A 13,757-nucleotide genomic window follows, 5' to 3' on the forward strand; every position below is an offset into this window, starting at 1 on the left:
CGGTCCGTCGACTGCACCCTCTCATGTCCACTTCCAACGCGTCCACTCCCGCTTCCGCCGACCGGTCGTTGCGCGGCCTGCTGTTTCTGCTCGCCACCATCGCCGGTGTCTCGGTGGCTAACATCTATTACAACCAGCCGCTGCTCGACGACTTCCGCCAATCGTTTCCGCACAGCGCGTCGTGGGTCGGCGCGGTGCCGGCCGTCACGCAACTCGGCTACGCGGTCGGCATGCTGCTGCTCGCGCCGCTCGGCGACCGTTTCGACCGGCGCCGTCTGATCCTGTTGCAGATCGCCGCCATTTGCGTCGCGCTGGTCGTGGCAGCCGCGGCGCCGACGCTGACCGTGCTGATCGTCGCGAGTCTGGCGATCGGCGTGCTCGCCACCATCGCGCAGCAGGCGGTGCCGTTCGCGGCGGAAATCGCGCCGCCGTCCGAACGCGGCCACGCGGTCGGCACGGTGATGAGCGGTCTGCTGCTGGGGATTCTGCTGGCGCGAACCGCGTCGGGCGTCATCGCCGAATATTTCGGCTGGCGCGCGGTCTTCGGCGCGTCCGTGGTCGCGTTGCTGGTGCTGGCGGTCGTCATCATGTTGCGTCTGCCCAAGAGCCAGCCGACTTCCACGCTGCCCTACGGCAAGCTGCTGGTCTCGATGTGGCATCTGATCGTCGAGCATCGCGAGTTGCGCGAAGCGTCGCTCACCGGCGCGGCCCTGTTCGCGGGATTCAGCATTTTCTGGTCGGTGCTGGCCCTGCTGCTGGCCGGCGCGCCGTTTCATCTCGGGCCGCAGGCGGCCGGGTTATTCGGTATCGTCGGCGCGGCAGGCGCGATGGCCGCGCCGCTCGCCGGCAAGTTTTCCGATCGACGCGGACCGCGCGCGATCATCACCCTGTCGATCGTATTGGTGGCGATTTCGTTCGTCGTATTCGGCGTATCGGCGAAGAGCATCGCGGGGCTCGTGGTCGGCGTGATCATCCTGGATATCGGCGTGCAGGCCGCGCAGATTTCCAATCAGTCGCGCATCTACGCGCTCAAGCCGGACGCGCGCAGCCGCGTGAATACGGTGTACATGGTGGCGTATTTCATCGGCGGAGCACTCGGCTCCGGTGTCGGCGCAGTGGTGTGGCCGGCGTTTGGGTGGATTGGTGTGAGCGTGGCCGGGATCGTGTTCGCGGGGCTTGCGGCGTGGAATCATCTGGCGCTTCCCGCACGCGCGGAGAGCTAGGCCGCTATTTGCACAGCGCGAAGCGCTTACTTGCTGCTTCGCGCGTACGCGTATTCGTGCAGCGCGTCGATCACGCGATCGAATTCGAACGACTTGTCGTAAAAGTGCCGCACGCCATATTGCTCGCAGCGCTCCCGGTACGCAGGCAACGCGTGATTCGTCAGCACCGCGGCGAACACCCTGTCGATCAATCCTTCACGCTGCAAGTAGGCGAGCACCGGCACGCCCGAACCCTGCTTCAACTGCAAATCGACGATCACCGCGTCGAAGGACTCGTCGCTCAGGAGAGCAATGGCCTGATCCGCGGAATCCGCGTATGCGGCGACCTTGAGCAGCCCGGACGCGTCGATCGTTTCCACGAGGCTTCTGCGGATCAGCGGCGAATCCTCGATCAGCAGCACGCGCAACGGCGCGTGACGGGCTGGGTCGGCAACAGGGTTCGATTCGCTGTTCATCGGAATATCTCGATCGTCCATTATTCGATCAAGCCGTTCTTGATCGCGTAATAAGTCAGATCGGCATTGTTCGCCAACCGCATTTTCTCCAGCACGCGAGCCCGGTAAGTGCTCACGGTTTTCACGGACAGATGCAGTTCCTCCGCGATGTCAGTAGGAATCTGCCCCGCCGCGAGCTTGCAGAAAATCTGGAACTCGCGCTCGGAGAGCGCTTCGTGCGGACGCCCTGCCGCCGGTTTGTCGAGGTTGTCGGCGAGCGTGTCGGCGACCGCCTCGGAGAGGTAACGATGCCCGCGCGCCACCGCGCGAATCGCCCGCACGATTTCCTCCGGCTCGCAGTCCTTGTTCAGATAACCGTTCGCGCCCGCGCGCAGCAGATTGATTGCGTACTGGCTCTCCGGGTAGCCCGACAGAATCAGCACACCCTGTTCTGGGCGCACCTGCTTGATCACGCGCAAGGTGTCGATGCCGTTCTTGTCCGGCATCGCGATGTCGAGCAGCACCACGTCGAAGGCCTGTTCGCGCACGAGGCTGATGGTCTGGTCGCCGGTGGCCGCTTCGGCCGCGACGCACATATCCGGCTCGTCAGCGACGAACTGTTTGAAGCCACCTCGGACGATCGCATGGTCGTCAGCTATCAGCACTCGAATCATCGGTTTGGGTGTCCGTGCAATGGAACAGTGGAATCGCTCCAAAGCAGACATTGTAATGATCTCCGGCATGGCTTCTGCCGGATTGGGAAAACCGGGCGGCGCATGCCGGCGCGGGGAACCTTGTGGCCCACCCGCGCCCGCTGCGCAGTCCGCCACGCTGCCTGAACCGGCTGAGCGGGCCGCGATGTAGAGCGCTGCCGCTCGCCGTCGTGCTACGTTTCTTTAATGCGCTGTTCGCTTCTGCGTTTTTTCGCGCCGCCGCGCGCGGCGCCAGCTGCTTTTTACTCGCGGCCTTCGAGCAGATCCGCCATGTCGTCGGCATGCTCTTCTTCGACAGCGAGAATTTCTTCGAACATACGACGCGTCGTCACGTCCTTGTCGCCCAGATAACGGATGATCTCGCGGTACGTGTCGATCGCGATACGCTCGGCGATCAGGTTCTCCTTGATCATGTCCGTGAGGTTCTCGCCTTCCTTGTATTCCGAGTGCGAGCGCGTCTTCAGACCGTCCGGCGCGAAATCCGGCTCGCCGCCCAGTTGCACGATCCGTTCGGCGATGCTGTCGGCGTGTTGCTGTTCCTCGGCAGCATGCTCGGCGAACTCTGCGGCCACGGCTTCGGAGTTGATGCCCTTGGCCATGAAATGATGCCGCTTATAACGCAGCACGCAGACGATTTCCGTAGCCAGTGCATCGTTACACAGCTTCAGCACGGTCTCGCGATCCGCGCCATAGGTTTGCGTGACCGGACCATCCGACATGTGCTTGCGCGCGTCTTCGCGAATCTTTTTCAGATCCATCACGAACGGATCGCTGGATTGAGTCGGCGCACCCTGAGCGGTTAATGACTTCGACATTGAATTTCTCCTTTGTCCGGTATTAGGGGGAACTGCGCATCACGCACGAATCGCGCCTGATGCGCCGGCACAAGGAACCATGGCCGCGAATGACCACCCGTCTACGTTCGGAAGACGCCGAGCAGCAGCGTGACCACGAATACGACGAGGAAAATGTAGAACAGGATCTTGGCAATTTCGGCCGCGCCCGCTGCAATGCCGGTAAAACCGAACACGGCGGCGATGATCGCAATCACGAAAAAGACAATGGCATAGTGAAGCATGACGACTCTCCTTCTTGTTGTATCTGCGTGGCATGGGCGCACAACACTGATTGGCGAACCGTTCTCGCACCTGGGAAAGCGGCTCGCGACTTCCTCATCGAGCAGCGCTAATCGACGATCTTTTTCGTCACCACGAAGCCCAGCACGAGGAACACCACGCACAGAATCACGAACACGACGAACAGGAACTTCGCGATCGCCGCCGCGCCCGCCGCGACACCGGTAAAGCCAAGAAGGCCGGCGATCACCGCGATGACGGCGAAGAACAACGCCCATTTCAGCATGATGGCTTCCTCCCGAAACATTGATTGAACGATCAGGTCCATCCTATCGATCGGCCACGCGCGGCGCATTCCGACGCACGCCGGTTTTCGTGTGAGAATCCGCTTACATTGGATTACGGCAGCGTTACGGCGCTCACGTTCGGCTCGCCAGGCCGGCGTGCGGCGCGGTAACGGCAGCGCGATGGCGGCACCGTCGCCGAACGCAGCGGACGTTACACTGATGCCCCATCAGAGGAGCCGAATGTGCCAAATGTGCAGAACATGCCGGACGCGGGTGATGCGGGCCACGCGGGTCATGCGGGTCCCACCGCGCCTCGCGCCGCCGCCCGGCTGAGCGACTGGATGCGCAGCCGCAGTTGGGCGATCGCCATGACGGTCGCGATCGTCATTACCGTGGGCGGCCTCGTGATACTCGAGACCGCGCGCCAGCGCATTGCCGCCGAATACGAAACCGCGCTCGAAGCGCGCGACGTCACCGTGCAGCTGAGCACGCTGGCGAGCCAGCTGTCGCGCCTGAGCGCCCAGCAAAGCGACTTTCTTCTGACGAAGCAGGACGCTACCGCGCACGAGTTCTGCGCGACCGCAGTGCGCATCCGCCAGAGCGAACAGCAGTTGAACCGCTTCTACCGTGGCGGCAAAGCCGACAGCGCCGAGCTCGCCAGCTTCACGCAGATTCTTGCGCTGATCGAAGCGCGGATCGGCGCGGGCGCGTCCGCGCTGCAACGCGCGGCGCCGCATCCGCTCGATCTGTCCGCTTGCGGCGGCGCGAGCGAGGCCAGTCCGGCCGATGCGTCGCTGGTGGACAGCACGCTCTCGCTGCTGCGCGATAACGAGGAACGCCGCGCGCAACACGCGCTCACCGCGAGCCGCGGCGATCAGCGCATCTCCACGCTGTGCGCAGCGGGTCTGTCGGCGCTGAACATCGTGCTGTTCATTCTGCTGTTTCGCAATCTCGGCATTCAGATCGATCGTCAGGCACGCGTGCAGCGGCAATTGATCACGCAACAGGAAAGTCTCGACCAGCTCGTCACCGAACGCACCCGGCAGCTCGAGGCGCTCGGCTGGCACTTGCAGGCGGTCAGCGAAAACGAGAAGACCCAGCTCGCGCGCGAATTGCACGACGAACTCGGCGCGATTCTGACGGCGAGCAAAATGGATGTGGCATGGGCCAACCGCAAGCTGAAGGACAGCGAGCCGGACATCGCCGAGAAACTCAAACGGGCGCTCGCCAATCTCGACCAGGGCATCGCGCTCAAGCGCCGCATCATCGAAGATATGCGGCCTACGGTGCTGGCCAACTTCGGGCTCGTCACCGCCTTGCGCACGCTCGCCGACGAAGCCGCGCAGCGCAACAACTGGACACTCGACCTGCATCTGCCCGCCGACGACATCAAGCTCGACGAGCAAACCGAAATCGCGCTGTTCCGCGTCGCGCAGGAGTCGCTTACCAACGCGGCCAAGTACGCGCGAGCCTCGAAGGTATCGATTGCCTTGCAGGTCGGCGACGGCCAGGTGGCGCTGCATATCGCCGATAACGGCGTCGGCATCATGCCGGCCGATCTGAACCGCACGCACACCCACGGCCTCCTGGGCATGCGCCAGCGGGTCGCCGCGCATGGCGGGCGCTTCGATATCCGGCGCGGCGTGCCGAACGGCACCGACATCCACGTGGAAATGCCGAGCGTCAGCACCGCGACGCCGTCAGTCGATCTGCCGCCGGCGACGCCTTCGCGAACGTCCGTCTAGCAAGGGCTTGCGCAGGGTTGCGGCGCACTTGTAGGAGTGCGCCGACGCAAACACCGGAGCACGCCTACACGAAAATCGCAGCCCAGCCGACAGCGCCGCCCCCGCCCTTTTTTTACCATGCAATCAGACCGGATCGACTGGCGTAAGCCCCGGTCGGACGACAGCTAGCTCAGCTGGCGCGTGCCGTACAACATGGGCACGTCAACCAATGCATTCTCGACAAGGAGAACTTTCATGAATCGACTGATCGCTTTGCTTCTCATTGCAGGGACAGCTGCGCTCGCCGGTTGCAACACCGTAGCGGGGGCTGGGCAGGATATTTCGAAGGGTGGCGACGCCATCTCGAACTCGGCTGAGAAGGCCAAGTAAGCAGCGTATAACGAAGCAGATGTCGGGCGCTTTACAGCGTCCTGCATGAAGGACAGGGAGAGCCCGCCGCGGGAAACCGCGGCGGGTTTTTTTCGCGCGGTCGTTTTTAATTGTCTTCGCGGGCTACGCACCAGACAAAACGGCGATCCACTCACGTGGATCGCCGCTCCGTCCTCCCCAGGACGCACCGTCTATTGCATCCGCTCAGCCGGCGCTTTCGTCAGCGCTTATTGGCCGTTGAGCGTGTTCGTCAACTCGACGCTCGGTGTCTGCGTGTTGCCGTTCTGCGCGACCAGCAAATGGATCTGACCCGGCACGAGCTGGCTCAGCGCGCCCGCGATCGGCACCGACGTCACCAGCCAGTCGGCATTGTTCGACAGCGTGAAGGCCGGCGACTGGAAGATCGGCGTCTTGCTGCCGGCCGTGGTCGCGATCAGCACGTAGGTGCCGCCCGACACATAGATCGAATCCTGACCGCTCGCCGGCACTGCGTTCTTGAACGCCACGCCGGCCATCGTCGGCGAGACGTTGGTGATGTCGGTCGCGGTGGACTGGACCAGATACAGGTCGAGGTTGGTCGCGTTCGCCGACGCGTTGAAGCCGCGCAGGCGCGCGCTATTCGAGAGCAGCCCCTTGTCGAACGGATCGTCGATCAGGCCGATGTCCGGCGCGGCCAGACCCGGCAAGGCGAGCACCGTGTATTCGTGGCCCTTCGCGACATCCGGGAAGCTGCCACTCGCGAGCGCGGTCGTCGTGCCGGTCGCGGAGTAAGCGACCGTGGTCGCGCCCGTGTTGATATTGGTGAGGTTCGTCACACCCTTATAGCTGATGTTGGTCTGCCCCGAGGGCGCGCTGCCGTTCACGAGAAAGTCGACGGCCGGGCCGCTGGGAATGGCATGGATGAAATGGATCTCCGGGTTGGTCAGCCCGAGTTCCTTGCCGACGTCGTCGGAGCCGCCACCGCATGCGCTCAGAACGGATGCAACGGCAGCCATCGCCACCATGGTTCGGATCAGTTTCATTATGTTCACCTGTATCGATTTGTCGGGCTCACAGCCCATTGATTTTGTGGACTCCCGCTTCGCACAACACACCGTCTGACACTTGTTCGTCGGTCATACGAACGGTCAGGCCAGCTCTGCGAAACGGAGTGCCCCTCCTATCCCTGCTGCCATCGCGCGATTCGGTCGATGGACGCTCGCTTTGAGCAATGCGCGTGCCGCGGCTTTCGATATGTCTGGTGGCGACTGAGGAATGTCTTACGGAGCAACGAGTTACGTGGATTAGAATTTTTCCTCGGAGGGCTGGCATGCCGCGCGGTGTATCGTTCGTGCGCGCCCAATACTTACCTGGTCCTCCGCATGTCTTACCAACACTTACTCGCCGAACTCGACCTCGGCTTCACCCGCCTGCGCAATCGCGTGGTGATGGGTTCGATGCACACCGGCATGGAAGACCGCTTCTGGAATTACCCGAAGCTCGCCGCGTATTTCCGCGAGCGCGCGAAGGGCGGCGTCGGCCTGATCGTCACGGGCGGCATCTCGCCGAATCGCGAGGGCTGGCTGTTGCCGTTCGGCGGCACGCTCAATTCCGTGCTCGATCTGCGCAATCATCGCAAGCTGACCGAGGCCGTGCATGCCGAAGGCGGCAAGATCGCGCTGCAGATCCTGCATGCGGGCCGCTATGGCTATCAACCGTTCGTGGTCTCCGCGTCGGCGATCAAATCGCCGATCTCGAAGTTCAAGCCGCGCGCGTTGAGCATCGCCGGTATTACGAAGACCGTGCGCGACTACGCGCGCTGCGCGCGCCTCGCTCAACGCGCGGGCTACGACGGCATCGAGATCATGGGCAGCGAGGGCTATCTGCTCAACCAGTTCCTGTGTCCGCGCACCAATCACCGCACCGACGCCTACGGCGGCAGCATCGAAAACCGCATGCGGCTCGCGCGCGAGATCGTCGAGCGGGTGCGCGCGGTGTGCGGCGAACGCTTTATCGTCGTGTACCGGATCTCGCTGATCGATCTGGTGGAAGGCGGCAATACGTGGGACGAAACCGTGCAGGTCGCCCAGGCGCTCGAAGCGTCCGGCGTGACGATGTTCAATACCGGCATCGGCTGGCACGAAGCGCGGGTACCGACCATCGTGACCTCGGTGCCGCGCGCGGCCTTCGCCGAACTGAGCGCGCGATTGAAGGCGGCCGTCAAGGTGCCGGTGATCGTGTCGAACCGCATCAATACACCGGAGCTCGCCGAAGCACTGCTCGCGCAAGGTGCCGGCGATCTGGTTTCCATGGCGCGGCCGCTATTGGCCGATCCTGAGTTCGTCGTCAAGACCGCCGAGGGACGCGCGCATGAAATCAACACCTGTATCGCCTGCAATCAGGCCTGTCTCGATCACACGTTCAAGAACCAGCGCGCCACGTGCCTCGTCAATCCCCGTGCGGGACGCGAAACCGAACTGATCTACCGGCCGGTCGCCGGCGCGCAGGCCGCGCGTTCGATCGCGGTGGTCGGCGCGGGTCCGGCGGGATTGTCGGCGGCGACCGTGGCTGCCGCGCGCGGGCATCGCGTGACGCTGTTCGATGCCAGCGCAACGATCGGCGGCCAGTTCAATCTGGCGATGCGCGTGCCGGGCAAGGAAGAGTTCAGCGAGACGATCCGCTATTTTCAGAGCCAGTTGCAGCGCCATCGCGTCGACGTGCGGCTCGAGACGCGCGTCGATCCCGCGCTGCTCGCCGCCGGCGCTTACGACGACGTGATCGTCGCCACCGGCATCGTGCCGCGGCGGCCGGCGATTGCCGGCATCGACGGGCCGAACGTGCTGTCTTATGTCGATGTGCTGCGCGGTGCGCCGGTCGGCCAGCGCGTCGCCGTGATCGGCGCGGGCGGCATCGGCTTCGACGTCAGCGAGTTTCTGCTGCATCGCGCGGGCGAGCCGCTGCCCGTGCCGCGCGATGCGTGGCTCGACGAATGGGGTGTCGATCTGGCCGTGCGGGAACGCGGCGGGCTGAAACCGCCTGCGCCGGCGCAGCCGCCGCGGCAGATCTGGCTATTGCAGCGCAAGGCCGGCAAGCTCGGCATGGGACTCGGCAAGACCTCCGGCTGGGTGCATCGCGCGACGCTGGCGAGAAACGGCGTGAAGATGCTCGGCGGCGTGTCATATCGGGAGATCAGCGCGCGCGGCTTGAAGATCGCGCGTGAGGGCGTCGAGGAGTGGCTGGAGGTCGACACGATCGTCGTGTGCGCGGGGCAGGAATCGCTGCGCGATCTGCATCCGCAAACGGCGGCGGACGCGAAGGCGGACCACGCCGATGGCCCGCGCTATCACGTGATCGGCGGTGCGAAGGTGGCAACCGAGCTGGATGCGAAACGCGCGATTCGCGAAGGCGCGGAAGTGGCGGCGGCGTTGTGAAGCAAGCCGGTCGTCGCCCGCTTCGCGGGAAATTCAGGCGATCTGCTTCTTCCGGTAATCGAACCAGAAAGACAGCCCCACGCTCGCCAGAATCACGATAGTCGCGACCACCGTGGAATGAGTGACCGGCTCGCCGAGCAGCAGCGCGCCGAGCGCGACGGCCACCACCGGATTCACATACATGCAACTGCTGGCGATGATCGGACTGGTGTGCCGGATCAGAAAACCGTAGGCGACATAAGCGGCCATCGTCCCGATCAGCATCAGGTAGATGAACGCCAGCACCGGCAGGAAATGCACTTCGAGCATCCGCTCGCCCGAGACCCACGCGACCAGCGTCGACATCGCGCCGCCCAGGCCGATTTGCAGCGACGTCGAGAGAAACAGGTCCGAGGGCAGCTTCAGACGCCCGGCCAGATGCGCGCCGCCCGCCCAGAAAAGCGCGCCGCACAGAATCGCCAGGCTGCCGCCCGCGGAGCCGGGCGCGCTGTCGCCGTGGCTGAGAATCGCAATGCCGACCAGACCGAGCCCGACCGCGAACCACTCACCCCGGCCGATCTTACGCCCCGCCGCCGCCGCGATCACGGTGGCGAACAGCGGCACGGTCGCGACCATGACCGCCGCGGTGCCGGTGCCGACGGTGCGCATCCCATAAGCGAGCATGCCGCTCGACAAACCGACCAGCATGGTGCCGACGAGTCCGGCATTGCGGATTTCGGCGGCGCTCGGCCAGACCGGATTGCGGCGCGCGGCGAATATGAACAGCCCTACGCCGGCGAACAGGTTGCGCAGCCCGGAGAGCAGCAGCGGCGGAAACGAACCCAGCGCGACGTGTACGGCGAGATACGTCGAACCCCACACGAGATAGACGACGGCGAGCGCGAGCACGATCTGCCCGTTGCGCGATTGCGGCAAACGGATCGGGAAACCACGCGAAAAACGATTCAGGAATTGCAGCGACATGCGTTCAACCCGCCCATGCCGCTCGAGGTGCTGCGCCCCCGCTGAAGACCCTGAGGCGGGATGGCGGACACCGCATCGGCGATGCGGTCTGACGGGCGAGGCTGGCGGACATGTCGGTGGAACGGAAGGACGATAGATGGCCAAGGGCCACAACGCCGCGGCGATCGGGAGCGATCGAGCCACGGCGAACACGCGCCGAACGTTCGGCGCGCATCGCATTATGCAGTAAGCGCCCACCGCGCCGCTTGAAAGAATCGTAACTTTTTGGCGTACTTGCAACAGAAAGCCGGGGACGTGCCCCGGCTTTCTATCGTGCGGGCCGCCGGCGCGTTCGCGCTATCCGGGCCGCATAGTCAGGACGGCTCAGTTGGCCATTGCGCCCGACGCTTCGTGCTTCATGCCCATCGCGTCGCCCTTTTTCATCTTGTCATGCTTCATCGTGTCCTTCTTCATGCCGCCCTTCGACATACTGTCCTTGGACATGGCGTCTTTCGACATGGTGTCCTTCGCCATCGAATCGTTGGACATGGCGCCGCTTGCCTGGGCGAACGCGGCGCCGCCGCTGGTCAGGAGAGCGACGGTCAGTGCTGCAAGTGCGAACTTTTTCATGGGATGACTCCTTGGTTGTGGATGAATCTGTACCGGCCAGCGTGCCAGCCGGCTTACTTCCGAAGCTTCTGCCGCCCGGGGTCGGGGCCCCCCCCGAACCCGCCCCCCCCCCCCCCCCCCCCGGGCCCCCCCCCCCCCCCCCCCCCCCCCCCCCCCCCCCCCCCCCCCCCCCCCCCCCCCCCCCCCCCCCCCGCCCCCCCCCAACCCCCCCCCCCCCCCCCCCCCACCCCCCCCCCCCCCAAAAAAAAAACCCCCGGGGGGGGGGCCGTGGTGGGGGCCCCCCCCCCCCGGCACGTTGGAGTCAACCAGGAGGTGATATTCATGCAGGTGCGGAGCGATTTCTTCATTGACGGATGCTGGCAGCCGCCGGCCGGACGCGACACGCTCGACGTGATCAGTCCACACACGGAAGCGGTAATCGGGCGCGCGCCCGACGGAACGCCCGCCGACATCGACGCGGCAGTCGCGGCCGCCCGCCGGGCGTTCGACCGTGGCCCATGGCCGACGCTCGCCGCGCCCGCACGGGCCGCATACCTGCGCCGCTTCGCGCAGGGCCTGCGCGAACGCAGCGCCGAACTGGCCGCGGCGGTGTCCCGCGAAGGCGGTTTTCCTATCGCGACGTCGGAGCTTAGTCATGTGCTGCCGGCCGTGGCGTTCGTCGACTACTACGCAGACCTGATCGAACGGTCGCCGTTCGAGAGCGGGCGCGACGCGCTGCATTTCGACACGCTCGTGCGGCGCCTGCCGATCGGCGTCGTCGGTGCGATCGTGCCGTGGAACATTCCGATTCTCGGCGCGCTGTCGAAACTCGCCCCCGCGTTGGCCGCGGGCTGCACCGTCGTGCTCAAGCCGTCGCCGGAAACGCCGCTCAGCAGTTTCCTGCTCGCCGAAATCGCGCAGGCGGCAGAGTTTCCGGCCGGTGTGTTCAATCTCGTGTCGACCGGTATCGCGGGCAGCATGCGCCTCGTCGCGCATCCCGACGTCGACAAGATCGCGTTCACCGGCAGCACCGCCGTCGGCAAGCTGATCGCGCGCAATTGCGCGGATACGTTGAAGCGCTGTTCGCTGGAACTGGGCGGCAACGCCGCGGCGATCGTGCTGGACGATGCGCCGCTCGAGCTCGTCGCGCAAGGGCTGCTGCTGGCCAGCCTGATCTTCAACAACGGCGAGGCCTGCATCGCGCAGCGCCGGATTCTCGTGCCGAAGGCACTGCAGCCGCGCTTCGTCGATGCGCTGCATGCCGTCGCGCAGTCCGTGCGGATCGGCGACCCGGAGGATCCGCAAACGCAGCTTGGCCCACTCGTCACGAAGACGCATGCCGAACGCGTGCGCGGCTACATCGGGATCGGCAAGGACGAAGGCGCCACGCTCGTCAGCGGCGGCCCCACCGTGTCCGGACTCTCGCGCGGCTGGTATGTCGCGCCGACGATATTCACGAACGTACATCAACGGATGCGTATTGCCAGCGAGGAAATCTTCGGGCCGGTCGTGAACGTGATCGCCTATGACGACGAGGGCGATGCGTTGCGTATCGCCGGCGATACCGAGTACGGGTTGTCCGGGTCGGTGTGGAGCGCGGACGTCGAGCGCGCGACGGCGCTCGGCAAGCAACTGCGGGTCGGCTCCGTGTACGTCAACGGCAGCATGGCACTCGACCCCAACGTGCCGTTCGGCGGCTTCAGGCAATCCGGACTCGGGCGCGAACTCGGGCCGGAAGGACTGGGTGAATACCTCGAGACGCAGGCGATCCTGCGCCCGAAGGCGCATTGAACGAATCAGGAGACAGCGATGAAAATTATGGCGGCAGTCGTCGAAGAAAAAGGCAGACCGTTCGTGTTGCAGGAACTGGAACTCGAAGCGCCGCGACCGGACGAGATCCTCGTGCGGATGGTTGCGGCGGGCATCTGCCATTCCGACCTGAGCGTGCGTGATCAGTACGTGCCCGTTCCGTTGCCGATCGTGCTCGGCCACGAGGGCGCGGGCATCGTCGCGGCGGTCGGCGAGGCCGTGACGAACCTGCAGGTCGGCGATCGCGTGCTGCTAAGCCGCCTCACCTGTGGCGTGTGTCCCGATTGCCGCGGCGGTCATTCGAACTACTGCGGATCGCAGGGTGTGCTCAACCTGTCCGGTGGGCGGCCGGACGGCAGCACGGGCCTGTCCCGGCGCGGCCAGCCGGTCGCCGGGCATTTCTTCGGGCAGTCGAGCTTTGCCACCAACGTGCTCGCGCATCACAACAACGCGACGAAGATCACGCCCGATCTCGACCTGACGCTCGCGCCCGCGTTCGCCTGCGGCGTGATGACCGGCGCAGGCGCCGTGCTCAATGGCCTGAAACCGGAAGCGGGCACCAGCATCGCGGTGTTCGGCTGCGGGCCGGTCGGACTGGCAGCGATCATGGCCGCGCGCACGGTCGGCTGCACGACCATCGTCGCGATCGACCGCACGCCATCGCGGCTCGACATCGCGCGCGAGCTGGGCGCGACGCACGGGATCGACGCAGCGGCGGGGCGGCCGGCGGAGGCCGTGCACGCGCTCGTGCCGGGGGGCGTGCACTACAGCATCGACGCGACGGGCGTGGCCGCGGTGGCGCGGGATGCGGTTGAAAGCCTGCGCGCCGGCGGCCAGTGCGGCCTGCTCGGCGTGTCAGCGCAGGGCGCGGAGCTGACGCTGAGCCAGCCGCAAGTAGCGCTGACGGGCGTCGGCATTCGCGGATTCCCAAGCGGCCTGGCCGAGCCCGACGTGCTGATTCCCCGGCTGATCGACCTGTACCTGCAAGGGCGCTTCCCCGTCGACCGGATGGTCACGCACTTCCCGTTCGAGGCGATCGAGACCGCGGTGCAGGAAGCCGCGAGCGGGCGGGTGCTCAAGCCGATCCTGCTGTTCGATTGACGGCGGTTTGCCGATTTCGCGGGTGACGCGGATCGGCAC

The 13,757-nt window shown here is 65.3% G+C and carries 14 protein-coding genes; 6 read left to right on the plus strand and 8 right to left on the minus strand.

What is annotated here, in order from left to right; genetic code table 11:
* Window positions 1-23 precede the first annotated feature (23 nt).
* Window positions 24-1,223, plus strand: coding sequence for an MFS transporter (locus PQR54_RS05870; protein ID WP_408244472.1), 1,200 nt, complete (start codon window positions 24-26; stop codon window positions 1,221-1,223).
* A 26-nt stretch (window positions 1,224-1,249) separates the two neighbouring features.
* On the opposite strand, the gene PQR54_RS05875 is transcribed toward PQR54_RS05870, so the two are convergent.
* From PQR54_RS05875 to PQR54_RS05895, 5 genes are all read right to left on the minus strand, one after another.
* On the minus strand, window positions 1,250-1,678 hold the full coding sequence (locus PQR54_RS05875) for a response regulator (RefSeq protein WP_408244473.1): 429 nt from the start codon (window positions 1,676-1,678) through the stop codon (window positions 1,250-1,252).
* 20 nt (window positions 1,679-1,698) lie between these two features.
* Complete coding sequence (locus tag PQR54_RS05880) at window positions 1,699-2,331, minus strand: response regulator (protein WP_012433643.1); 633 nt, start codon at window positions 2,329-2,331, stop codon at window positions 1,699-1,701.
* A 281-nt stretch (window positions 2,332-2,612) separates the two neighbouring features.
* Window positions 2,613-3,185: a ferritin-like domain-containing protein gene (locus PQR54_RS05885; protein WP_408244474.1), complete on the minus strand. Its 573-nt coding sequence runs from the start codon at window positions 3,183-3,185 to the stop codon at window positions 2,613-2,615.
* 101 nt (window positions 3,186-3,286) lie between these two features.
* Window positions 3,287-3,448 carry a DUF1328 domain-containing protein gene (locus tag PQR54_RS05890; protein ID WP_006052455.1) on the minus strand — a complete coding sequence of 54 codons (162 nt, stop codon included), beginning with the start codon at window positions 3,446-3,448 and terminating at the stop codon, window positions 3,287-3,289.
* A gap of 107 nt (window positions 3,449-3,555) precedes the next feature.
* Window positions 3,556-3,732, minus strand: coding sequence for a DUF1328 domain-containing protein (locus PQR54_RS05895; RefSeq protein WP_012433645.1), 177 nt, complete (start codon window positions 3,730-3,732; stop codon window positions 3,556-3,558).
* A gap of 261 nt (window positions 3,733-3,993) precedes the next feature.
* Here PQR54_RS05895 and PQR54_RS05900 point away from each other — a divergent pair, with 261 nt between their 5' ends.
* On the plus strand, window positions 3,994-5,478 hold the full coding sequence (locus PQR54_RS05900; RefSeq protein WP_408244997.1) for a sensor histidine kinase: 1,485 nt from the start codon (window positions 3,994-3,996) through the stop codon (window positions 5,476-5,478).
* A gap of 234 nt (window positions 5,479-5,712) precedes the next feature.
* Window positions 5,713-5,847, plus strand: coding sequence for an entericidin A/B family lipoprotein (locus tag PQR54_RS05905; protein ID WP_408228397.1), 135 nt, complete (start codon window positions 5,713-5,715; stop codon window positions 5,845-5,847).
* Window positions 5,848-6,074: 227 nt separating this feature from the next.
* Here PQR54_RS05905 and PQR54_RS05910 read toward each other — a convergent pair whose 3' ends face one another.
* A complete protein-coding gene (locus tag PQR54_RS05910) occupies window positions 6,075-6,869 on the minus strand; it encodes a DUF4397 domain-containing protein (protein WP_408244475.1) in 795 nt (264 codons plus the stop codon).
* A 339-nt stretch (window positions 6,870-7,208) separates the two neighbouring features.
* Between PQR54_RS05910 and PQR54_RS05915 the strand changes: the two genes are divergently transcribed.
* The gene (locus PQR54_RS05915) at window positions 7,209-9,257 is read left to right on the plus strand and encodes an oxidoreductase (protein ID WP_408244476.1); all 2,049 of its coding nucleotides are present in this window, start codon (window positions 7,209-7,211) and stop codon (window positions 9,255-9,257) included.
* 33 nt (window positions 9,258-9,290) lie between these two features.
* Here the strand turns inward: PQR54_RS05915 and PQR54_RS05920 are convergent, their stop codons facing one another.
* Both PQR54_RS05920 and PQR54_RS05925 read right to left on the minus strand, forming a co-directional pair.
* Complete coding sequence (locus PQR54_RS05920; RefSeq protein ID WP_408244477.1) at window positions 9,291-10,220, minus strand: EamA family transporter; 930 nt, start codon at window positions 10,218-10,220, stop codon at window positions 9,291-9,293.
* Between the two features lie 363 nt (window positions 10,221-10,583).
* Window positions 10,584-10,829, minus strand: a complete 246-nt coding sequence (locus PQR54_RS05925; RefSeq protein ID WP_408244478.1) for a pentapeptide MXKDX repeat protein — start codon at window positions 10,827-10,829, stop codon at window positions 10,584-10,586.
* 321 nt (window positions 10,830-11,150) lie between these two features.
* Here PQR54_RS05925 and PQR54_RS05930 point away from each other — a divergent pair, with 321 nt between their 5' ends.
* On the plus strand, window positions 11,151-12,599 hold the full coding sequence (locus PQR54_RS05930; RefSeq protein WP_408244479.1) for an aldehyde dehydrogenase: 1,449 nt from the start codon (window positions 11,151-11,153) through the stop codon (window positions 12,597-12,599).
* Window positions 12,600-12,626: 27 nt separating this feature from the next.
* A complete protein-coding gene (locus PQR54_RS05935; protein ID WP_408244480.1) occupies window positions 12,627-13,718 on the plus strand; it encodes an NAD(P)-dependent alcohol dehydrogenase in 1,092 nt (363 codons plus the stop codon).
* Window positions 13,719-13,757 lie beyond the last annotated feature (39 nt).

The sequence above is a fragment of the Paraburkholderia phytofirmans genome (genome assembly GCF_046028095.1).
Lineage (GTDB): Bacteria > Pseudomonadota > Gammaproteobacteria > Burkholderiales > Burkholderiaceae > Paraburkholderia > Paraburkholderia phytofirmans_A.